The organism is Myxococcales bacterium, assembly GCA_016703425.1.
GTDB lineage: Bacteria > Myxococcota_A > Polyangia > Polyangiales > Polyangiaceae > JADJCA01.
Genome location: JADJCA010000015.1, coordinates 1 through 23,195, shown reverse-complemented (window position 1 = coordinate 23,195; position 23,195 = coordinate 1). Strand labels below are relative to the sequence as shown.

13 protein-coding genes and 1 pseudogene are annotated in these 23,195 nt (G+C 67.1%); 9 read left to right on the top strand and 5 right to left on the bottom strand.

Annotation, left to right across the window (positions count from 1 at the left end; all coding sequences use genetic code 11):
- Window positions 1-27 precede the first annotated feature (27 nt).
- The gene (locus IPG50_26990) at window positions 28-6,291 is read left to right on the top strand and encodes an Ig-like domain-containing protein (GenBank protein ID MBK6695821.1); all 6,264 of its coding nucleotides are present in this window, start codon (window positions 28-30) and stop codon (window positions 6,289-6,291) included.
- Window positions 6,292-6,349: 58 nt separating this feature from the next.
- Here the strand turns inward: IPG50_26990 and IPG50_26985 are convergent, their stop codons facing one another.
- A complete protein-coding gene (locus IPG50_26985; protein MBK6695820.1) occupies window positions 6,350-8,956 on the bottom strand; it encodes an amidohydrolase family protein in 2,607 nt (868 codons plus the stop codon).
- Window positions 8,957-9,186: 230 nt separating this feature from the next.
- On the opposite strand from IPG50_26985, the gene IPG50_26980 reads away from it, so the two are divergent.
- From IPG50_26980 to IPG50_26960, 5 genes and pseudogenes are all read left to right on the top strand, one after another.
- Entirely contained in the window at window positions 9,187-10,689 is a 1,503-nt protein-coding gene (locus IPG50_26980; GenBank protein ID MBK6695819.1) for a radical SAM protein, read from the top strand.
- Between the two features lie 134 nt (window positions 10,690-10,823).
- Window positions 10,824-11,906 carry a hypothetical protein gene (locus IPG50_26975; GenBank protein ID MBK6695818.1) on the top strand — a complete coding sequence of 361 codons (1,083 nt, stop codon included), beginning with the start codon at window positions 10,824-10,826 and terminating at the stop codon, window positions 11,904-11,906.
- Between the two features lie 163 nt (window positions 11,907-12,069).
- Window positions 12,070-12,663, top strand: a pseudogene (locus tag IPG50_26970) (polyisoprenoid-binding protein).
- A gap of 90 nt (window positions 12,664-12,753) precedes the next feature.
- On the top strand, window positions 12,754-13,431 hold the full coding sequence (locus tag IPG50_26965) for a TlpA family protein disulfide reductase (GenBank protein ID MBK6695817.1): 678 nt from the start codon (window positions 12,754-12,756) through the stop codon (window positions 13,429-13,431).
- A gap of 27 nt (window positions 13,432-13,458) precedes the next feature.
- Window positions 13,459-14,715: a saccharopine dehydrogenase NADP-binding domain-containing protein gene (locus IPG50_26960; protein ID MBK6695816.1), complete on the top strand. Its 1,257-nt coding sequence runs from the start codon at window positions 13,459-13,461 to the stop codon at window positions 14,713-14,715.
- A 16-nt stretch (window positions 14,716-14,731) separates the two neighbouring features.
- Here IPG50_26960 and IPG50_26955 read toward each other — a convergent pair whose 3' ends face one another.
- Window positions 14,732-15,964, bottom strand: a complete 1,233-nt coding sequence (locus IPG50_26955) for an NPCBM/NEW2 domain-containing protein (GenBank protein ID MBK6695815.1) — start codon at window positions 15,962-15,964, stop codon at window positions 14,732-14,734.
- 150 nt (window positions 15,965-16,114) lie between these two features.
- Here IPG50_26955 and IPG50_26950 point away from each other — a divergent pair, with 150 nt between their 5' ends.
- Window positions 16,115-17,611 carry a hypothetical protein gene (locus IPG50_26950; protein MBK6695814.1) on the top strand — a complete coding sequence of 499 codons (1,497 nt, stop codon included), beginning with the start codon at window positions 16,115-16,117 and terminating at the stop codon, window positions 17,609-17,611.
- 20 nt (window positions 17,612-17,631) lie between these two features.
- On the opposite strand, the gene IPG50_26945 is transcribed toward IPG50_26950, so the two are convergent.
- Entirely contained in the window at window positions 17,632-18,270 is a 639-nt protein-coding gene (locus IPG50_26945) for a hypothetical protein (protein MBK6695813.1), read from the bottom strand.
- Window positions 18,271-18,489: 219 nt separating this feature from the next.
- Here IPG50_26945 and IPG50_26940 point away from each other — a divergent pair, with 219 nt between their 5' ends.
- Both IPG50_26940 and IPG50_26935 read left to right on the top strand, forming a co-directional pair.
- Window positions 18,490-18,912: a hypothetical protein gene (locus IPG50_26940; GenBank protein MBK6695812.1), complete on the top strand. Its 423-nt coding sequence runs from the start codon at window positions 18,490-18,492 to the stop codon at window positions 18,910-18,912.
- Between the two features lie 246 nt (window positions 18,913-19,158).
- Entirely contained in the window at window positions 19,159-19,794 is a 636-nt protein-coding gene (locus IPG50_26935) for a TetR/AcrR family transcriptional regulator (GenBank protein MBK6695811.1), read from the top strand.
- A 13-nt stretch (window positions 19,795-19,807) separates the two neighbouring features.
- On the opposite strand, the gene IPG50_26930 is transcribed toward IPG50_26935, so the two are convergent.
- Window positions 19,808-20,491 (bottom strand): hypothetical protein, encoded by a 684-nt coding sequence (locus IPG50_26930; protein MBK6695810.1) that lies wholly within the window; start codon window positions 20,489-20,491, stop codon window positions 19,808-19,810.
- A gap of 138 nt (window positions 20,492-20,629) precedes the next feature.
- Entirely contained in the window at window positions 20,630-22,495 is a 1,866-nt protein-coding gene (locus IPG50_26925; GenBank protein ID MBK6695809.1) for a PAS domain S-box protein, read from the bottom strand.
- Window positions 22,496-23,195 lie beyond the last annotated feature (700 nt).

Below are 23,195 nucleotides of genomic sequence, written 5' to 3'. Positions count from 1 at the left end.
AGGCCCCTTAGGAGGTTCCAATTGGGCATGCACTTTCCGCACACAGTCCCGCCTTTCCGCTCTCGCCGAGCCAAGGTCGCGCCACGCGGGGGGCACCTGGCGCGGGTCTTCGTGTGCGCTGCGCTTGCTGCTGTCGGGTGCGGGGGCGAGAAGAAGCCGGGCGCGGGCGAAGGGGTCGATGCGGGAAGCGTCGTGGCCAAGAGCCGCGCCCCGAAGCTCGGCTTTCGCCTCAGCGACGCCGATCGGGAGAAGCCCGCAGCGCCGCCCCGCGTGACTGGCGACGTCATGCCGCCTGGCGAGGTCGCCGAGCTCTTGGGCCGATTGCCACCGCAGGCAGCGACCGACGGTGGCTTGGCGACGACGTTTCACAGGCGCGGCGATTCACCGCCGCCGCCGCGGCCCGGTCGCACCGTAAGCGAGCCGTTCCCTGCGGCGCCGTCTCCCGTCGGCGCCGTCACGCACGACACGACCGGCTTGCGCGTCGTTCGGCGCTCCCCGGAAGGCGACGTTGGGATCGCGCCGAACGTCTCGGTCACCTTCAGCGAGCCGATGGTGGCGCTGGCCACACAAGCAGCCCTCGCGGCGGGCGAAGCGCCGTTCAAGCTCACGCCCCCGCAGAAGGGCGAGTTTCGTTGGCTCGGTACGCAGACGGTGGTCTTTCAGCCGGAGCGCGAGCTGCCCCGAGCGACGGAGTTCGTCGTCGAAGTGCCCGAAGGCACCAAGAGCCTTGCAGGCAATCGGCTCGCGAAGGGGGAGCGCACCACGTTCGCCACGCCGGCGCCAAGGCTCGTTCGCAGCGAACCCAGCGGCGTGACGGTCTCGCGCACGCCGCTCTACTTTGCCGAGTTCGATCAATCGGTCGACGCGGCGGCCATCGTCTCCAAGGTCGTCGTCAAGGCCGAGGGCCTCGAGCAGAAGAGTCGCCTCGCCACCGACGCGGAGGTGGAGCAAAGCGAGCTCCTCGATCGCCTCGGGGCGCGTCCCGCCGGCCAAGACGCGGGCAAAGACGCGGCTCTCAAGAAGAGGCGCCGCGTCTTCTGGAAGACCGACAAGACGCTGCCGCCGAACACCGTCGTGACCGTCGAGTTCCCTTCCGGCACGCCGAGCGCCGAAGGGCCTCGGACCACCAAGGAGGCGCAGCGCTTCGAGTTCACGACCCACGGTGCCATGGAGGTCACGGCGCTGAGCTGCAACGGCGAGTGCCGCCCCGACAGCGCCGCCGACCTGCGCTTCACGACGCCGCTCGACGAAGACAGCTTTGAGGAACGGTTCGTCGACGTGTCGCCCAAGCCAGAGGGGCTCAAGATCACGCCTTCCGGCAGCAACCTGTACTTGCGCGGCGAGTGGAAGGTCGGACGCTACAAGGTGACCGTGAAGAGCGGTCTCAAGGACCGCTTTGGTCAGGCTCTCGCCGCCGATGTGCTCCGCGAATTCTCCGTGGTGCCGTTCGTCCCGCGCCTCTTCGCGGAGCGCCAAATGCAGGGGATCGTCGACCCCGCCGGCGGGGCGCGCCTCTCCGTCTACTCGCGCGCCGAAGACACCGTGCGCTTGCGACTCTTCCGCGTGAGGCCCGAAGACTACGGGCGATTCGTCGCGTATCGCCGCGACTGGGACTACGAACGAAAAGAGCGAACCCCGCCCGGCGAGCTCGTCGTTGATCGCGACCTGACGCTCGACGCGAGGCCCGACAGCACGACCGAGACGCGCGTCGATCTGACACCGGCGCTGAAGGACGGCTTCGGGCATGTGGTGGCCATCGTGGAATCGAAGCGTCCCTACAAGGACCCTTGGCAGCGGCAGTGGGTGCGTCAGTGGCTCCAGGTGACAGCGTTGGGGCTCAGCGCTCATGAGGCGCGCGACGGGTCGGTCGTCGCCCTCGTCTCCGATCTCGCGCGCAGCACGGCGATCTCGGGGGCGACGGTCTCGTTTCTCACGCATGGAAGGGGCACGTCCACAGGAGACGACGGCCTTGCTCGCCTGGGCACCTTTCCCCAGCCCGCCGACGACAGCATCGACACCTTGGTGGCTCGTCGCGGCGCCGACTCGACCTTTCTCTACGGGTTTCGTGGCAACGCCGGAAAGCCTCCGGCGACTACGGCGGCCTACGCCTTCGATGATCGCGGTCTCTATCGTCCCGGCGAGACGGTTCACATCAAGGGCCTGCTCAGAAACGTCGGCAACGTGCGCGGCGCCGACATCACCCTGGCCTCGCAAAGGCAAGGGCGATTCGTGGCGCGCGACGCCCGAGGTGTCGAGATGGCGAAGGGACCTGTGACCATCGATGAGGCCGGCGGGTTCGTCGTCACCTTTGCGGTCCCGAAAAACGCAAACCTCGGGCACGCCAACGTCGAGCTCGAGGCCACCGACCTGATGGAGTCGCACAGCTTCCGCATCGAGGAGTTTCGCCGCCCCGAATACGAGGTCACGACGCGCACCTCGGATGGGCCGCACGTAGTCGGCGGCTTCGCGACGGCTCGGGCGTCGGCCAAGTACTTCGCCGGTGGCGGGCTGCAATCGGCGACCGTCGACTGGAACGTGGCTCGCGAGGAGGCGACCTTCGAGCCGCCAAACCGGAAGGAGTACCAATTCGGTCAGAGCCGGCCGACGTTCCGCTCCGCCTTTGGGGATTGGGGCAGAACGACGCGCCCCCACGGGAGCTCCGCCCCCCGCGCCGTCCACAAGGGGCACACCGGCGCCGACGGTGCTCATGGTCTGCGCATCGACTTCGACGGCATCGACGAACCCTTCGCTTACAACGTCGCGGCCGCCGCCACCATTACCGACGTCAACCGGCAGTCTTGGGCTACCAGCACGAGACTCTTGGTCCACCCGGCGTCGGTGTACGTGGGGCTCAAGGCCGATAAGCCCTTCGTGCGAGCCGGCGATGCCATCGAGCCGAAGCTCGTCGTCGTGGGCCTAGACGGAGCGTTGATCGCGGGACGAAAGGTGGAGCTTCGGAGCTACCGCACCGCTCCGTCCCGCGGCTCCCGCAAGCACGAAGCGAAGGAGCTCGATGCCGCGAGTTGCAGCGTCGTCTCGGCGGCAGAGGAAGTGAAGGCGTGTGCGCTACCCACGAAAGAGGCCGGCGAGTACACAGTGGTTGCCGACGTCACAGACGAAAAGGGGCGCCGCAGCCGCACCGTCATCAGCGTGCTCTCCGTCGGCAAGTCGGCGCTCGTGGCGCGCGACCAAGAGATCAGCGAGCTCGTGCTCACGGCCGACAAGGAGAGCTACAAAATCGGTGAGACGGCAGAGCTCCTCGTCGTTTCGCCGTTCGCACCCGCCGAGGGCATTCTCGAGGTGGCCGGCGGCATCAAGCGCCGCGTTCAAAAGATCGCCCTCGCTGAGCGCGTTCAGTCGATCCGCGTGCCCATCGAAGCGGGCGACGCGCCATCGGTCATGGCGACGCTGTCGCTCGTGGGCCAAGAGCCGAGGCGCAACGCGCGCGGCGACCTCGACCCAAACCTCAAGGCGAGGCCGGCCTTCGCGAGCCGCGGCGTCTCGCTCTCCGTTCCCGCCGTGGAGCACGCGCTCTCCGTGGCGGTGTCCCCGGAGAAGGTGGCGGTCGCGCCCGGCGAAGAGACGCGCGTCAACGTCGACGTCACGGGTTCCGACAAGAAGCCGTTTGCCGCCGAGGTGGCTGTCGTGGTCGTCGACGAATCGGTCCTGGCGTTGGCGAGTCATCGCATCGCGGATCCGCTCGCTACCTTCATGCGATCGGGGATGACGTCGACCTCGCTCCGCGAGTCTCGCGCGTACGTGATGCTCGCGCCCGACGAAGAATCCCGCGGGAGGCTGGGCCAAGCTCCGGGCGGCGGCAACTTGTGGGGCGACGCCATCGGCGACGCGTTTGGCGCCGGCGGCCTCGGCCTGTCGGGCGTCGGTGAGGGCGGCGGCGGTCGCGGCGAAGGCATCGGCCTCGGCGCCATCGGAACCATCGGCCACGGCGCCGGAACCGGGAGCGGCCAAGGTTTTGGCCAGGGGCACGGGCGCCTTGGAGGCGCGGCTCCGGCGGCCAGCGCCAGAGCCAGCGCGCTCCGCGAGGTCGCCGACTTCGGGATGGTCGGCCTCGTCACGGCGGCGAAGGACCCGATCGGTGACGGCCGCATAGCGGCGCCCATCGCCCTCCGATCGAACTTCGACCCGCTGGCGGTCTTTGCCGCCCGCGTCCCGACGGACGCGAGTGGTCACGCCGTCGTGAGCTTCAAGATGCCCGACAACACGACGCGGTACCGCGTCACGGCCGTCGCGTGGGACAAGAAGGATCACTTTGGCCTTGGCGAAGCGACGCTCACGGCGCGGTTGCCCGTGCTCTTGCGCCCGTCGGCGCCGCGCTTCCTCAACTACGGCGACCGACTCGAGCTGCCCGTGGTGGTTCAGAATCAGACTTCGGAAAAGATGCGAGTCCGCCTGGCGGCGCGCGCCGACAACGCAGCCTTCGGCGCGGCGCCGAAGGCGAGCGACGCGACCACGGGCCGCGCCTTCGACGTTCCGCCGAACGATCGCGTCGAGGTCCGTCTGGCTTTCGCGGCTCGCGACCCCGGTGAAGCGCGCGTCGCGTTCGCGCTGGCCGCCGGCGACTTCAGCGACGCGGCGACGGTGCAGATGCCCGTCTGGTCGCCCAACACGACAGAGGCCTTCGCCACCTACGGCGTCGTCGACGAAGGCGCCGTCCTCCAGTCGCTCAAGGTGCCCGATGACGTGGAGAAGGGCTTCGGTGGCCTCGAAATCGGGACGTCGTCGACGGCGCTCTTCGCGCTCACCGACGCGGTGCTGTACCTGCAGCGGTACCCTTTCGATTGCAACGAGCAGATCGCCTCGCGGCTCCTATCGATCGCCGCGCTCAAGGACATGTTGGCGGCCTTTGCCGCGTCGAGCTTGCCGAGCGCCGACAAGCTGCGCGCGGGAGTGGAGCGGGACCTCGCGCTCTTGGCCCGCCGGCAAGACAAGCTAAGCGGCGGCTTCGGCTTCTGGACCGATCGACCGTGGCCATACCTGACGGTGCACGTCGGCTTGGCGCTCTCGGTGGCCAAGGCCAAGGGCTTCGTCGTCGACGCTTCGATGCGCGAGGGCGTTTCCCGCTACCTGCGCAACATCGACGCCCAGATACCCGAGTACTACTCCAAGGAGGCGCGCCGGAGCCTTCGCGCATTTGCGCTCTTCGTGCTTCGCAGGCTCGGCGAGCCGGATGCCAAGGCGGCGCAGCGACTCCTCGCCGAAGAAGGCGTCGAGCATCTCAGCCTTGAAGCGCTCGCTTGGCTATTGCCGACGCTCGCCGGCGACGCCTCTTCGAAGGCGCAATCCGACGCCATCTTGCTCTCCTTCAGGAACCGGGTGGTCGAGACGGCTGGCGCCGCGCACTTCACCTCGACCTACGGCGAGAGCGACTACCTCTTGCTTAACTCGGCACACCGAACCGACGCCTTGGTGCTCATGTCGCTGCTGGAGATCGAGCCCAAGAACGAGCTGGTGCCCAAGGTCGTCGCAGGGCTCCTTGGCAATCGGAAGAAGGGGCATTGGGGCAATACGCAAGAAGACGCCTTCGTGCTTCTGGCCCTCGACGCGTACTTCCAACGTTTCGAGAAGGTGGCCCCGAACTTCGTCGCGCGCGTATGGCTCGGCTCGGTGACCGCCAGCGAGCACGCGTTTCGGGGGCGCAACACCGATCGCGTCGAAGCCTTCGTTCCCATGCCCGAGCTCGCGTCGAGCGGAGGCGGCGATCTGGTGGTTGGAAAAGAAGGGCCCGGACGCCTCTACTATCGACTCGGCCTAAGGTACGCGCCCGCGAGCCTCACGGTGCCGTCCATCGACCGTGGCTTCGTCGTGTCGCGTCGCTACGAAGCGGTGGACAAACCCACCGACGTCACCCGCGACACCCAAGGCGTGTGGCACGTGAAGGCCGGCGCGTCGGTGCGAATCCGGGTTTCCATGGTGGCGCCCTCAGAGCGTCATCATGTGGCGCTCGTGGATCCAATGCCGGCGGGTTTCGAAGCGCTCAACGCCGCACTGGCGGGTACGCCTCGTGTCGACGACGAAAAGCGCGAGGCGAACGGGCGTTCGCCGTTCTCGTGGTGGCGCGCCACGTGGTACGAGCACCACAACCTCAGAGACGAACGCGCCGAGGCTTTCGCGTCGCTCCTCCCCGCGGGCAGCTACGAATATGTGTATACCGCACGAGCGACGACGCCGGGGAGCTTCGTCGTGCCGCCGCCGAAGGCCGAGGAGATGTACTCGCCGGAGACCTTCGGCCGCGGCGCGGGCGAGCGCGTCGTGGTGGAGGATGTGAGGTAGGGGTGAGTGACCGCCGTCGGGTCGGCGTGCTCGCCGTTCCGCGACGCCTAGCGCGCCTTCACGGCATGTCTGCGGCGTTCCGTGGCCAAAGCTTCGCGTTGGCGAAGGAGAAGCCGTGAATGCCGGTGATGGACGTGAAGGTGCGGCCGTTGGCGAAGCCCGTGGGCGGGTAGGGGCCGCTCGTCGGCGCGCCGTAGCGCGTGAAGATCGTGTCGTCGATGCGGAGCGAGCCGTTGATGACGAACTCGTAGAACTTGCTCGTCGCGCCGTCGGGCACGTCGTTGGTGATGGTGATAGCGCCGCCGGCGCTGGCGCCGTCGACCTGAACCAACATGCACTTGAGGTCTTCCGCCTTGGCGCCGCCGGTGGCGATTTCGGCTGGCGTCACGACGATGGGGCCGAAGGGCAACGTGGTGGACGTCGACTCGACGGTGATCTGCGGGTTCGAGATCTGCGGAATGCCAAAGCGCTCCTCGTAGAGGCCGGAGATCTTCACCTTGTTGCCGATGGCCACGGCCGGCGACGTGGAGCCGGTGAAGACGAACATGCCGGCCTTCGAGGTGCTGGGCGTCTGCACGAAGAACCCGCGCGTGGAGCCCGCCAAGGGCAGCGGCTTGAGCGCTGTCACGTAGGCGTTGCCGAAGGAAACAACGGCGCCGGCCTGCGGGTGATCGGGGTTTGCAGGATCGCGAATCGCCTCGATGGTCGTGGGGCAGGCCTGACCGCCTTGGTTCGGCGTCTTGCACAAGTCGCACGCGTCGCCGCTTCCGTCGTTGTCGGAATCGGCTTGTCCCGCGTTGGCCGCTTCCAGGCCGTTGTCGGCCGCGTTGACGCTGCCGTCGCCGTCGATGTCGTTGGCGGTCACTAGCTCGCACGCGTTTTTGCCATCGACGGGGCAGCGATCGCACACGTCGCCGATGCCGTCGCCGTCGACGTCGGCTTGCTTTGAGCCGTCGAGGCCGCGGACGGGGTTGAAGATGGAGGGGCAGTTGTCCTTGTCGTTCGCGATGCCGTCTCCGTCCTTGTCCTCGCTCGTGACGCCGTCGGGATATTCAACGCGGTACGGCTCGCAGCTCGGCTCCGACGTGGGGACGTCGTCGCGGCAGAAGAAGAGCGGGTACACAGCCTCGCCGGCGGCGCGAATGCCGCCAAGCGTGACGCCGCCGATGTCCTTTCCGACGCAGGCCTTCTTGGAGACGCCGCAGACGTCGGTGGCGAAGTCTTCGCAGTCGGAGGCGCCGATGACCGCGTCCTCCATGAGGACCTTGTCGCCGTAGAGGGCCTTGCCGCCGCGCATGACGAGGACGACGTCTTCGACGCCGCCGTCGATGACGGCGCGGTGATCGCGTCGCGTGGCGCCGTTGTAGATGGCGATGTCAGCGACGTACCCGGCCTTCAGCGAGCCGATGACGTGCGCGGCGCCGACGGCCGAGGCCGCGTTGGCGGTGACCATGCGCCAGAGGTCGACGTCGGCGAAGTGCTTGCCGTAGTACTTCTTGTTGAGCGAATCGGCGCAGCGGAGCTCGCGCAGGAGGTTCATCGAGCCCGAGGGGACCCAGTCGGTGCCGAGCGCCACGGGCACGCCCATGGCGTCGGACATCGTGACCGGCGCCGTGTTGCCGTAGAGATCGACGTTCGAGCGCGGCGACCAGACGACCATGGCGAGGTCGTTTCGGTAGATGGCCACGTCGTCGGCCTTCATGGCGATGCCGTGAATGACCGCCGTCTGTTTCTTGATGAGATCTTGTTTGCCGACGTCGGCGTCGCTCGACGACGTGCACACGAACTCGTTGTGGGCCTCTTCGTCGATGCCCTCCGAGATGTGCGGCAGGTAGGCGTCGAGCGAGTCGATGGAGGCCGACGTCGTCCGGCTCTGGCCGTAGCTGCAGCCGCTCGCGTTGAGCGTTCCGTTGGAGTCACCCAAGGGGAACGTGTCGGAGTTGGCCGTCTTGACGGGGAGGCCTTCGAAGAGCGCCGGATCGTCGTCGTCGAGGTTGCGGACGAGGCCCTTCTGGCCGCCTGCGGCGGCGGCCGCCGTGACGCCGGCCATGATGTAACGCAGCTCGGCGAAGCGCACGACGTTGGCGCTGGCGCCGCTCTTGGTGGTGAGCTTCTTGTGGCCGCGGCCGCCGGTGCGCCAGTCGTGGCGGTGCTCGTAGCGATCGGTTCCGTGCGCGATGGGAGCGTTGTTGGCGTAGGTGATGTGGTCGTGCGGGTTGATGAGGCCCGGCGAGATCACGCCGTCGGCGCACGTGACGACGGAGGCCGTGTCATAGCCGGCGGCGTCGCTGCAGTCGCATGCGGCGCAGGTGATGATGCCCTGGTCGTCGACGACGACCTCGCCTCGTCGCAGGACCTCGTCGGGCACGAGGACGGTGCCCCGAAAAATCCGAGAGCCGCTCCCGGTCTTGGTGACCTCGCAGGTGCCGGTCGCCGCCGGCAAGGGCGGCCTGGCGCACTCGGTGATCTTCGCGTCGGGGTTCGGGGGGAGATCGCCCTTGCCGAGCGGTGTCGGCGCACCATCGCCGCCGCCGTCGACGGGGGTCTTGCCGCCGTCGTTCCCGGTGGGGGCTGGCGGCGTGCCGCCGCGGTTATCGCCGCCGCACGCGGCGATGGGAAGCAGGACAGCGATGGGCAGACACGCGAGAGCTCTAAGAATATGCATCCAATGCCTATTTTCGACGCCCCCCGGCGTTCCAGCGAGGCTCCAGAGTGACCGAAGCAGGAGGGCCGCGCCAGGGCTTTGATCCCAAATGCAGGTGACGATCCCGCGACGAATCCCCCGCCTTCGGCCCACCCATTGGCGGCGCTCTTTCGCTAGAGGCGCCGACCCGAGGGCCGAACGCGAGGAGGACCTTGCGTGATGCGTGAAATATCCTATGAAACTGGCCGTCCATGCAGCCATCCCGCTCGGCCCTCGTCCGGCAACGTCTCGCCGATGAGCGCGGCCGCATGGACAAAGAGGCGCCGTTCACGGTCGCGCTGCTCTACCCGTCGCCCTACGGCGCGGGGATGAGCTCGCTCGGCTACCAGCGCATCTACCGCGCGATTCAGGAGGAGCCGGGCCTCGCGTGCGAGCGCGTCTTTCTCGACGACGAGGCCGAGACCGATCTCACGCGTCAGACGCGCCCCATGAGCTACGAGGGGCAGCGCCCCCTCGAAGACTTCCCCATCATCGCGACCAGCATCGCCTACGAGATCGAAATCGGTGGCCTCGTGGCCATGCTCGACGCCGCCAAGGTGCCGGCTCTCTCGGCGGAGCGTCACGACGAGCACCCCTTCGTCTTGGCCGGTGGTCCGCTCACGTTTTCGAACCCGTTGCCGCTCGCGCCCATCGTCGACGCGATCATCGTCGGCGAAGCCGAGGAGCTCATCGTTCCGGTCTTGCGCGTCCTTGAAGCGGCCCGCATGGCGCGGCGTTCGCGCGCGTCGGTCTTGGACGAACTCGCGGCGATTCCACACGTCTTCGTCCCCGCCATACACGGCGCGTCGCTGCCGCTCGTCGCCAAAGCCAACGTCGACCTGATCCCCGCCTGGGCGCCCATCATCACGCCCCACGCTGCCCTCAGCGACATGTTCCTCATCGAGACGGAGCGCGGCTGCTCGCGCTCGTGCACCTATTGCGTCATGCGCCGCAGCACCAACGGCGGCATGCGCCTCGCGCCCATGGAGCGAATCCTGGAGCTCATCCCGGAGCACGTCTGTCGCGTGGGGCTCGTGGGGGCCGCCGTCAGTGACCACCCGCGCATCGTCCAGATTGTTTCCACCCTCGCCGACCGCGGCATCGAGGTGGGCCTCTCGTCGCTTCGTCCCGATCGCCTCACCGACGAGTTCGTCGGTGCCTTGAAGCGAGCCGGCTACAAGACCCTCACGACGGCCATGGATGGTCCGAGTGATCGCTTGCGCACGATGCTCGAACGCAAGGCGAAGGAGAAACACCTCATTCGCTCCGCCGAACTGGCGCGCCTGCACAAGATGGATCGGCTCAAGCTCTACTTGATGATCGGGCTGCCGTCGGAGACCGACGCCGACATCGACGAGTGCGTGGCCTTCGTGACGGAGCTGTCGAAGGTGATCCCCGTCTCGTTGGGCATCGCGCCGTTCTGCGCGAAGCGAAACACGCCGCTCGACGGCATGCCCTTCGCGGGCATCGACGTGGTGACGGACCGGCTCGATCGCATGAAGCGAGGCTTCAAGGGACGCGTCGACGTTCGTTCGACCAGCGCCAAGTGGGCCTGGATCGAATACGTGCTCGCGCAAGGCGGACCGGAAGAGGGCGTGTCGGTCGTCGAAGCGGTGCGCGCCGGCGGACGCTACGCGGACTACCGTCGAGCCTTCGAAGCGCGGGCTGCGGCGTCACCGAAGCCGCGCCGCAGCTTGGCCATCGCGCCCGTCTGACGAGCCCGTCTGACGAGCCCGTCTGACGCGCCCGTCGACGCGCCCGTCGACCGGCGTCGAGACTATTTCGACAGCCGGCTGCGAACGCCGCTCAAGCGAGGAAGGGGTCGAATGCGGTCGCCGTAGGGGCGAGCATGAAGTTACTCGGCGTGCTCCTGTGCGGTCTGCTCGCGGCGTGTTCGGCTCCGGCGGTGGACGAAGGGGATGAGTCGACCGACGAGGCGGCCCTCAAGAAGCGCATCGACGCAGGCGTAACGACGGCGGGCCTCCACTTTGAAGCCGGCAACTACGGGCCCGGAGCGTTCCTCAACTGGATCAGCCTCACGGGCCGTGACAAGAAGGTCCTGCCAGGCGACTCACTCGAGCTGCCGCCGGGACCGTATTGGCCGCGCCTCGCGGGCGACTTCGCGATGTTTCACGAGGGGCCGAACTCTGCCTACGACCTCGGCGAGCGCGTCGTCATGAGCGGCGCCACGACGTCGGTGCCGGCGCTCGCCTGTCTCTCCCTCCAGTCGGCCACGCCCATCACGCTCGCGGCGTCTTCGCCTTCGCTCTCGGTCATGCGGGGACAGGATGGCAACTACGCCTTCGCTCGCCTCCCGCTCTCCAAATACGCCGCCGAGCTCGGCTCCGCGTCGGGCGTGCGCATGCTCATCCAGCGCGGCTACTCCGACTTGACGCTGCGGTACGCGACCACGTGGAAGAACATCGCGCTGAAGGACGGCAAGTGCGTGACGGCAAAACTGCCGACCGTCGCCATCACAGCGGAGGTCGACGACATCGACCCCGCGTTCCCCGATCCGCAGTGGGTGACCGGCGATAGCAACGTGCGCGTCGTCGTCGGCGGCGTCCCGATGCCCATCCGCGCCTTCGGCACGCAGACGGCGCTCGCGGGACTCGAGGTGAAGGTCGTGGCGTGGGGCGTCTCAGAGACCGCCGCGAAGGCGTCCTACTTTCCCAAGCAGGGGACGCTCAAGGTTCACGTGAATCGCCTCGAGGTCGAGCACCTCGTCGAGACCTCTCTCGACGGCTCGAAGCGCTCGGTGCCGGGCCACTACGACGTCTACCATGTGACGACGCTCGGCAAAGATCGCATCGTCGGCGGTGCGGCCACGCAAACCGGCGTCGACTTGGTCGATGGCGACTACGAGGTCGTGCTCCGCGGCCAGGGCGCCGTCGGGCCGATCTCGCAGACGCGCAAGGTGTCCTTCCCCTGAGCTTTGCAGCGCGCCTGCACTCTCTCTCGCTTTGAGAGGTGGCTCCATCATTGTGAGCCTTGTCGCGTGAGCCAAACGCGCGAACTTCGCCGAATAGGGGGCAATCGTCCCAGCATCACCTGTGGCACGGCCATTGCGGGGCCGCGCGCAGGAGATCCCAACGATGCTTTCCAAACGAACCTTTCTCGGCGCTGCACTCGGTCTCACGCTAACGGCCTTCGCCGGCCTCTCGGCCGCCTCCGACTGGGACGTCGACACGTCGCACAGCCGCGTGGCGTTCATGGTGCGCCACATGATGGTGTCCAACGTCCGCGGCACCTTCGGCAAGTTCACCGGCGGCGTGGTCATCGACGACCAGGACATCACCAAGTCGACGGTCAACCTCGACATCGATGTCGCGTCGATCAACACCGAGACCCCGAAGCGCGACGAGCACCTGCGCTCGGCGGATTTCTTCGACGTCGCGAAGTTCCCGAAGATGACCTTCAAGTCGACGAAGGTCGCCAAGGACGGCGACGGCCTCAACGTCACCGGCAACCTGACCATCAAGAGTGTCACCAAGCCGGTGGTGCTCAAGGTCACGCCGCTCTCGGCCGAGACGAAAGATCCGTGGGGCGGCGTCCGCCGGGGCGCGTCAGCGACCACGAAGATCAGCCGCAAGGACTTCGGCCTCACGTGGAACAAGGCGCTTGATGGTGGCGGCGTGGTGGTCGGCGACGAGGTGTCACTCGACCTCGAGGTTGAGCTGGTGAAGAAGGTGCCGGAAGCGAAGAAGTCCCCTCCACAAGGGTACGCCGCGCCGGCAACGGGTCGCCCGCGCGAGCCCCCAAGACGCTATAAACGACCCATGGCTCCCGCCAAAAGTTCCTATGCGCCGGCCTTCTACCTGGCCTTCGTGCTCTTGGCGGGCGTGCTGGTCTACAGCTTCGTCGCGTCGGCTCAAGAGGGCGAGCTGCGCCGTCGCTGCGCGCCCACGTGCCTCCTTCGCCCCGACTACGCGGGCCACAGCCGCACACTGCCGAGCTTCACGCTGCCGGACATGAAGGGCGCGGCGGTCTCGTCCGATGCCTTCAAAGGGAAGGTCATCGTCCTCAATTTCTGGACCAAGACGTGTGGTCCCTGCCTCGAGGAGATGCCCGAGATCGTCGACCTCACGCGCATCCTCAAGGATCGCGGCGACGTCGTGGTGCTCACGATCTCGACCGACGACGGTCCCGACGATGTGCGCTCCACCTTGCAGGCCGTGATTCGCGAGGAGCCGCCGTTCCCCGTCCTCTTCGATCCCGATTCAAAGATCGTCGGCGGCAAGTTCGGCACGCGGCTCTTTCCCGAGACGTGGATCGTCGACAAGAAAGGCGTGATTCGCGCCCGCTTCGACGGAGCTCGCGCGTGGAGCAACCCGGCCGTCGTTGAGCTCGTTGATCAGATTCGCGCCGGCGGCTACTGCCCCATCGACGTCAACGAAGGTCGCACGTCGGGTCTGGGCGCCCGCATCTGTGGAGATCTGGGCGCCGGCGGCACTTGAGCAGCGGCACGCCCCACGCCACGCGTCATGAGTTCGCCTCCGCCGCTTTCGGAGCGTCTGTACGACGTAGTCCTTTGGGGCGCCACCGGCTTCACCGGAGCCCTCGTCGCCGAGGAGCTCGTGCGCCGCTATGGAATCGCGGGCGAGCTTCGCTGGGCCATCGCCGGGCGCAGCCGCGAGAAGCTCGAAGCGCTCCGCGAGAACCTCCGGCGCATCGACGACGCGGCCAAGGACTTGCCGATGGTCGTCGTCAAGGATGCGCGCGACCCTGCGGCCGTCGCCGAACTTGTGCAAAGCGCACGTGTTGTGGCCACGACCGTTGGACCCTATGCGCTCTACGGTCACGAGCTGGCCGCCGCGTGCGCCGCCAGCGGCACGTCGTATTGCGACCTGACCGGCGAGCCCCACTTCGTTCGCGCCAGCATCGATCGCAACCACGAGAGCGCCATCGCGACCGGGGCGCGCATCGTCCACGCGTGCGGCTTCGACGCGATCCCCTCGGATCTCGGCGCCTTCATGCTCCAGGAGCACGCCAAGAGTCTCGGCGCCCCGTGCCCCGCCATCAAGATGTTGGTGGGCAGCGCGAAGGGGGGCTTCAGCGGCGGCACCGTCGCCACGATGCTTCAGTTCGCTGAGCTGGGCCGCGACCGCGAGTTTCGACGGCTCATCGCCAGGCCCTACGGGCTCGATCCCGAGCCCGACCGGACCGGGCCCGACGGTCGCGACGCCTTTGAGGTCCGCTACGACAAGGACGCCAAGCGCTGGACCGGACCCTTCATCATGGCCGTCATGAACACGCGCGTCGTCAGACGAACGAACGCCCTCTTCGGGTACGCGTGGGGTAAAGACTTTCGCTATTCGGAGGCCATGAGCTTTCATGGCGGCGCCAAAGGCTTCGCCTCGGCGGTGGCCATGACCGGGGCCATGGGCGCCTTTTTCGGCGCGCTTTCCGTCGAACCGCTGCGCGAGCTGCTCAAGGCTCGCGTGTTACCGGCGCCCGGCGAGGGGCCATCGCCGGAGGACCGAGCGCGAGGCCATTTCACCTTCCGCCATTTTGGGAGCATCGCCGGCGAGCCTTTCGTCGGCGTCGTCGGCGACACGTTCGACCCGGGTTACGGCTCCACGGCTCGCATGTTCTCCGAGGCCGCTGTGTGCCTCGCCAAGGATCCCCTCGCGAGCCCTGGCGGAGTGCTCACGCCGGCGTTCGCCATGCGGGAGCACTTCCTCGCGCGGGCGCGCGCCATCGGCATGACGTTCGTCGTCGAGCGCGCCGCGCCGGCATGAAGGCCAGCGTGGTCGCTCAGTACTTCGCGTAGAAGGCGGTCTCGTATTCAGCGAACGTGGCCGCGCGGTTCGCCCGCTCGACATGTTTCGTCACGAGCCGCAAGCACGACGGCGTCACGAGCGCCTCCTTGAGGCCCGAGTTCACGCTGCCGCCGTAGACGCGGTAAGCGCGGCTGCAGCCGAGCTCGGTGCAGGGGCCAACCCAGCTCGGGTAGTAGGAGTGGTCGGTGATGCGATCGCTGGCGTCGAAGCGAAGGTTCAGGTCGACGCCGTCGGCGCCGTGCAAGTAGCTCAAGCGAAGGCGCACCTCGTCTTGCTGACTCGTGTGCGTTCGTGCAGCAAACCACAGGCGCGCCGGATCGCTCTCGCTCACGAGCGGAAAGTAGTTCGTGTTCGACATCGCACCGGCGCGCGGATCGCTCCACTGGTACCGGTACGGGAGCTTGTCGAAGGAGGCCCAAGCGCCGCAGCCGGTGGTGTCGTTGCAGTCGCGCTTTCGCGCGGCCATCGTGAAGCGCCCGAGCTCGGCGGTCATCGCGCCGCCGGGAAACTTCGCCTTCGCTTGCGAAAGCGAGATGGGCGCGCCCGTGCAGCTCGTCGCGTCGAAGGGATCGACAGGGCCGGGCGCGGGGGCCGCGTCGCTCGGGGGTGCGCCTGCGTCGACGACGGGGGATGGCGTCGGCGGGGCTTCGGAGCAGAAGACGCGCGCGTTCGCCCAGTCGGCGTGGTCGTAGTAGGCGTCGGTGCCGCCGCGCACGATGAGCGTCAGCTCGCGCTTGCCCGTCACGTTGACCGTGAGCGGCTGCGGCGCCGACGTGCCGGTGAGCGCGCCCGTCGCGAGCAGGCTCGTGCCGTCGGCGAGCACTTCAAAAGACACGCTGCCGTGGGGAGCGACCTCGTCGTCGATGCCCACCGTCGCCATGAAGCGTGAACACTTCCCGCCCAGGTTGACGCGAATCTCCGACGGCGAGTGGACGCCGAGGCCCTTCTGGTATCGGTGACCGCGGATCTTGATGGGCTTGCCGTCGTTGGCGGCGAGCTCGCCGTTGCTCTGGTCTCGACCGATGGGTCCATGGCCGCTGGCTTCCGCCGCGAAGGCCGAGAGGTCGCTCAAGAAGTAGCGACGATCGCCGCTCAATTCGGCGCTGTCGTCCTCGAGGTCGTCGGCGGTGTTTTCAGCCGCGCAGCCGTACGAGGCGAGCGAGAGACCGGCAAATGTGAGGGCGAAGAGGCGAGAGCGTGAGCGCATGCTGGGGACTCCGGGGAAGGTTCGAACGGGATGTACGGCGCCGTGCGCGCGCTCTTCCTCGCGCCCTCGCGCCGCTCGACATACGCCGCGGTGGGGCTTGAAACGCGCGCTCTCGTTTGGTTCGGTGTGTGGGTCGCGTTATGGTGCCGCGTGCTCAAGAGAACCCGCCTCTTCGCCTGCCTTGCGCTCCCGTTCATCGCTCTCGCCTCAGAGGCTTGCGTCGAGTCCGACGACAAGCAGCCGGGCCTGAACCTGCCGGAGGCGGGGCTCTCGGAGACCGGCACGAATCCCGCGCCTGATGGCGGCACGCTTCCCGAGTCAGGGGCCGAGACAGGGGCCGAGTCCGGGGTCGACGGCACCGTCCCCGTCGACGCGCCGGTAAGCACGAGCGATGTCGTCGTCACGGTGCTCGTCGCCGGCAAGCCGTTCGCGAGCGCGACGGTCGTCTTCATCGGCGCGACCACGGAGGCCGTGGAAACGGGCGCCGACGGCAAGGCTCAGTTCGCGGCGGGCAGCGGCACCGTCACGGTGCGCGTCGACATCCCCAACACCAACTTCGGTGACGACACGTTCTACTACCACTTCGTCGACGTGACGCCGGGCGACCAGCTCCGCGTCGACCTCGCCGACGAGGGCAACGAGGCCCCCGCCGTGTTGGGCTCCATCAACGTGAACATGGGCGCGTACCCTTCTGCCACCGACTACGAGGTGACCGTGGGTTGCGACACGAACACGACCTCGGCCCCACCGACCGACGGCGGCGTGAGCGTGAACCCGGATCTCTTGTTCGTGACCGAGGGCTGCGTCGACGGCGCGGGCCTCGTCAACCTCGTGGCCAAAGCGCAAGACTCCAGTGGTCAGGTGCTCGCGTGGCAGACGAAAGCGATCGCCGGCCCCGCCGCTGACGCCGGCGCCGATGGCGGCAAGTCCACCGTGACGTTCGCGTCGGGCGACTGGCAGGCGGCGACGACGGTCAACTTCACGGCCACGGGAGGCACCTCCAGCGACACCCTCGACATTTCGGTGCACCAGTACAAGGGCGGCCTGCTCTTCCATCAAAACGCCGACAGCATGGATCTCGAAACGAAGCCGCCCGTTCGCATCGAACCCGTGCCCGGTGCGGTCGTCGACCTCGTGCGCACGCAAACGGCGCTCAAGGCGTCAGCGCTCGACGGCGGCTTGGCAGGGAAAATCCCGGCCATCATGCGGCTCCGTCAGGGACCGCCGCCGGGCTTCACGAGCGAGGACGTGAACCTCATGCCGCCGGTGGTGATGCCGTCAAAGGTGGCGGGCACGGGGTTTCAGCCGGAGCTCTCGTGGGTCGGCCAAAACCCCGACGCGGTCGGCGGCGTGGCCATTGTCGAAGGCGGGTATCATCCCGACCCGGACTCCTTCGCCACGATTCGCTGGACCTTCATCTTTCCGAAGGGTGTTGCGAGCGTGAAGGCGCCGGTCCTGCCAGGTGCGTCGCCCGAATCGACGCAGACCTGGACGTCCGAGGGCTTCGCGCTGATCGAGTCGCCTCAAATCCCGAGCTACGCGGCGTTCAAGAGCAACGCGGCGGCCTTCGCGCCGTTCGTGCTGCGCGGCGACACCTCGCAGCTTCCCAAGACGCCGCTCACTGCGCGATTGAGCGGCACGAAGTAGGGGCGCCGCTTTGAGGGCGGCTACGGAATCTCGGTCACGCACGCGCCCACGAGCCCTGTCGTGTCGCAGCGCGCGACGATGAGATCGGGATCCAAGACCGTGCCGGCGCCGTGGCTGGGCCGGTAGGTGTTCTCCTGCGCGCAGCGGATGTTGCAATTAGCGGCCTCTGCCGCTTCGCAGGTCTGAACGGCGCTGGCGTACGCGTTGTTGACGCCAAGCACAGGCTGCGGCCCGCAGAAGCATCCCTTCATGACTTTGGTGCAGTCGGCGTCGACGTTGCAGTGCGTCACGTCAACGGGAGGCAACGTGCACGCGGGAATGGGCCCCGGGCCCGCATCCACGGGTTCCGGAAGGTCGCAGTGGGCGGGCCGAGGCGGCGTTCCCCTGCGCGCGCGCCACGTGCCGCTTACGCAGAAGAGCGCATCGCAAGCGACGTCGCAGTCGTCCTTGCACGGACGACACGTTCCGCCGCCCACGCATGAGTCGCCGGCCGCGCACGAAGTCGGCGAAGGCGACGGGGTGACCTTGCCCGCCGAGCCTGTGGACGAGGGAGCCGATGCGCCGGCGTCGGCGACAGGTTCGGCGCCAACGCTTGGCGCCACCGCGCCGCCACAACCCTGCGCCGCGAGGGCAAGAAGGAAAAGAGAGGTTCTCGACATGCCCGCGTCCGAGCACCCGCCGTGCCATACGCGCCATCGCGGCTCACCTGCCCGAGGCCGCGCGTTTCGTGCAGGCGCGCTGTGTCGTCATGTGCCGCGCTTGGTTGTTCGAGCCCTGATTTGTCGGTTTTCGCCGCCAATCGCCCGCCGGCCTCCGCGGCGACGTTGTTTTAGGGCCCCGCCTCCCGCTACGGTACGGCAATTCCCGGGAGGCCTCTTATGCACCGCATCGTCATCGCCACGTTGCTCTCTCTCTCGTCGCTAAGCGCTTGCTCGTCGGACGAGAAGACGACCACGCCGCAACCAGCGGCGACGAGCGACGCGGGCGCCTCGACAAGCGACGCCGCGACCGGCAGCTCGGCCAGCTGGTCGAGCATCCACACGCAGTTCACGACGCGGTGCACGCCTTGCCACGTGAGCTCGAAGTCAGGCGGCCACAACATGGGGCAAGCCGACGTAGCCGCCGCCTACGCCGACTCGCAGCTCGCCTCAGCGGCGTGCGCCGGCAAGTCGAAGGGCGCGTGCGCGGCCGTGCGTGTCCGCAACGGCTCGATGCCCGCCACGGGGCCTCTGCCGGAGCCCGAACGAACCAACCTCGCCAACCTCATCGACCAGTGGGTCGCTGCTGGCGAGAAGCCCTGACGCGCCGATGCGGCCGCCAACAGTTCTTGCCGGATAGGACTCGTGCAGTCCGGGCGTTGGGGCGTGGGATCCCGCGTCCCCGCGATGAGGCATCGCGCGCCCATGCGAGGATGTAGGCACGTCTCGCCGTCGAGTGTGGCCTAGAAGGCCACACTTTCTCGAGGTCTGCGCGTCACGCGGGGCTGTGACGCGGGCCGCGTCGTCGGTCACTCCTTCCTGGCACGAGACTTGGACTCCGTCGGCGTCATGAACACGACGACGCTGAGCCACGAGAAGAGCAAACGAGACGATCGGGGCGAGCGGCGGGAGCGGATCCTCGCGGCGGCCGCCAACGTGTTCGGGTACTCGGGCTTTGCGAAGGCGATGGTCGATGAGATCGCCAAGCGCGCCGGCGTCGGCAAAGGCGCCGTGTATCAAGTCGCCGAATCGAAGGAGGAGCTGTACATGCTCACCGTCGAGCGCGAGGTTCGCGTTTGGCACGAAGCGACGGCCGCGCTCATCGACGAGACTGTGCCCGCCGAGGAGCTTCTCGTTCGCGTGGCCGGCGCGGCGATGCAGACCGTTTACACCAACCCGCTGCTTCGCGATCTCTTCTGCGGCGAGACCGCGAACCTCCTGGCGAAGTGCGAAGATCGTCTTCGCGACCTTCGAGGGTGCGGTGCCGAGCACTTGACCACGGTGCTTCGCATCGGCATGCGCCAGGGCGCGTGGCGCGACGACTTGGATCCGCAAGTCGCCGCGGGCATCCTGCAAGACATCTGGATCGGTCTGTGGATGCTCGAGCCGACGCACCTGACCGATCACGCGCGCATGATGCGCCTCACGTCGGCGCTCGAGCTTGTGCTCGGTGGGCTGCGCTCGCGCGTCGCAAAGGTCGCCTGAACCCAGCGAGCCTTCAGCCGCCCGTGCAGCCGGGGCCGTAGTCGGAGCACTTGCCGCCGGGAGCGAAGCCGAAGCACCCGAGGACCTGCCCGTTGCAGCGGCAACACGCCGCGTGAGAGCCGCACGTCGCCCCGCCGCATTGCGCCCCGCCGCAGAAGCCGAACGAGTTGCACGTCCCTTCGCTGCAGGTTCCGCAGGAGCCGCCGCATCCGTCACTTCCGCAGGTCTTGCCGGTGCAGTTGGCGGCGCACGTCGACGTCTGGCATTGGCCAGAGGCGTTGCATGTTCCACTCGAGCAGGTGCCGCAGCTTCCGCCGCAACCGTCAGCGCCGCACTCTCGTCCCGAACACGCGGGAGCGCAGCTGCACTTGCCCGACGCGCTGCACGTCTTTCCACTCGCGCAGACGCCGCAGGCGCCGCCACATCCGTCGGGGCCGCAGGCGCGCCCGGCGCAATCAGCGACACACGACGGATTCGCGTCGCGCTTGCCCGCGTCGCTCGAACGACCGCCGTCGCGACCTAGCGGCGCCGCGCCGTCGGCCTCTGCCGCACCCGCCTCGTCGGCCGCGCCCTCGTTGTTGCCGGGCGTTGCGCTGCCGGCGTCGTCGTTGCCGAACGATGCGCCGCCGGCACTGCACGCTGCGATAAGCCACGCGCTCGAAGCGAGGGCGAAGGGAAGGTGACGGAAAAGGGTCATGGCTCGCCGGGGGCGCGCTGTTCGTTCACGTCGCCGCGTGCCCGACCCCCCCCCACGCCACGCACCGGCCCACCGGGGTGTTGCGGAATTGGCTTATCGCTCGGAAATCGCTTTCCGACGTGGATTCCCCGCTCCCCATCACGGAGGGCGTGAGGAGCCGGCGGGCGGGGCCTCGGCCATGAGTTCAGCGACACGCGCAGCGAGCGAAGTCACCGTGAAAGGTTTTGCCAGGAAGTGCGTTCGCGGCCGCGCCAACTCCTCCGCGTCGAGCAGCTCACTCGTGTAGCCGGACACGTAGAGGACCGAAAGCGACGCATCCCGCGCGCGAAGCTCGTCGGCGAGAGCGCGGCCGCTCTTGCCGGGCATGATGACGTCGGTCACAAGAAGGCCGATCCGACCTTCCCACGCATCGTAGAGCGAGAGTGCCGCCGCAGCGCTTTCGGCTTCGAGCACCCGAAGTCCAGTGCGAGAGAGCGCGCGGGCCGCGACGCGGCGCACCGCCGCATCGTCCTCCACGAGCAGCACGGAGCCTGCGGGGCGCGTCCGAGGAGCCAGTCGGCTGTGGGGACGACGGGCGATCGGGTGTTGGTGCACCGGAAGTCGAATCTCAAAGCGGCTCCCCTCGTGCGGCTTGGACGTGACGCCGATCTTGCCGCCAAGGCGGTCGACCAGACCGTACACCGTCGCGAGGCCCAAGCCTGTCCCCCGCCCGACCGCCTTGGTCGTGAAGAATGGATCGAAGATTCGCGCCAGCGTTTCAGGGGACATGCCCTCGCCTGTATCGGTGACCGACAAGACCACCACCGGGGGCGCCGCCGCGGTCCCTTGCTCCTCGACGACGGAGAGGGTCATGGAGCCGCCATCGGGCATGGCATCGCGGGCGTTGACCGCGAGGTTGACAAGGATCTGATCGAGGTCCGACGCGTTGGCAAGAACAACGGCGGCTGTGTCGGGTAGCTCGGCCGAGAAGAATGTTTTCGCCGATGAGTCGCCGCAGCATCGCGAGCGACGATTGTACGATGGCGGAGGTCGAAGGCACGCGCGGTTCGTCGGCTGGTCGCGGCTGAAGGTGAGCAGCTGGCCCGTGAGGGCCGCCGCACGCCCCGCCGCATCCGCGATCGCGTCCAGGTCATCGAGGCGGTCCTCGTCACGCTCGTCGGTGCGGAGAGCCTCGGCGCTTGCGAGTACGACGGACATGAGATTGTTGAAGTCGTGCGCGACGCCCCCGGCGAGCCGCCCCAAGGCGTCCAACCGCTGCGTTGCCTGGGCGGCACGCTGCGCCGAGATATCGCTCAAGAACGCGAGGAAGCCGTCACCTAGACGTGTCAACGCGAGCTCGACAGGGAACTCGCCGCCGTCCTTTCGAAGTGCCGTGAACTCCAGTCGCCGGGCCGTTGGAAGGTGATGACCTGGAACTGCAGCGCGCGCGATACCCACGCGGTGAGCGTCGCGTTGCGCAACGGGGATCACCAGCGCGGCGAGTTCCTGGCCGAGGGCTTCGTGGGCCGCGTACCCGAAGATTCGCTCCGCGGACCGGTTCCACAGCGTCACCTTCCCCGCTCTGTCAATGGCGACAGCAGCGTGGAGCGCCGCGTCAAGCACCTCGCGGTGCTTTCGCTCGCTGGCCACGAGCGCGTCGTGCGCTCGCCGTGCCTCGGTGATGTCGAGGGCGATGCCAAGCAGGGCGGTGACGGAACCGCTCGCATCCAGGAGCGGGACCTTGCGCGTCCGGAGCCAGCGCTCCTCTCCGCCGGACGTCGTAATGCGTTCTTCGACCTCGACCAGCGTTCGGCCCGCTACGACGGCACGATCTTTTTCGAAGAAGAACTCGAGCTCCTCGGGGGGGAAAGACTCGGCGCCCGTCTTGCCAACGATGGCGTCGCGCGAGACGCCCGTGATGCGCTCGGCCTCGTGATTCCACAAGAGGAGCTTCAGACTCGGCACCTCTTTGATGAACAACATCACGGGAACGTGGTCCGCGATGGCGCCGAGCAACCCCGTCACGCTTTGAAAAGTAACTTTTTCCGGGAAGACGTTTTGAATTCATTGATATACGGATCCGGCTTTTATGGCTTACCGGCAGATCTTTTCGCTCGGGTCCAAAGCAAAAACCCGGTGATGCTGAGTAAAACCCCGGTCAACTTAACAGGAAATAAATTATTTTAATTGGCCATGCGTTAACCATGGCTTACCCATGTGTACCTGGGAATTGATGATGTCAGCGGTCACCGGCACTTATTTCATTCACAAACCGGGTATTGGCAACGGCATTCCGTACTGTCCAGGAAAACCGCATCGGCAAATTTCCTGAATGAATAAAAGAGTTCGTGCTGCGGCTTCCGTAAACGGCCGTCTTCCCTTTATTGCTTTGTGCGAAATAGATCACGCTTGCTGTAAAAGCTGGATATTCTTTTCGCAGGGCCTCGTATGCGGAATCAAAAGAAAAGACAAAGGCGGTGATGGCTTTAAAACAGGCGTATAGCTGTACGAGGAATAAAAATCCTTTTTAAAAACATAGCGCGTATCCAGAAACCGGTAACGGCGATCACCGTGTTAAAGAAAGATCAATGCATACACCCCGATCAACTGGTGAAGGTTATTCCTTTTGTACACTTCCCTTCTGAAGAATAAAAACACGTGATATTCTTCCTGAAAAGGATCAGCCCGGTAAGGATGCTCAACAAAAACAGCAATGCAAAGGAAC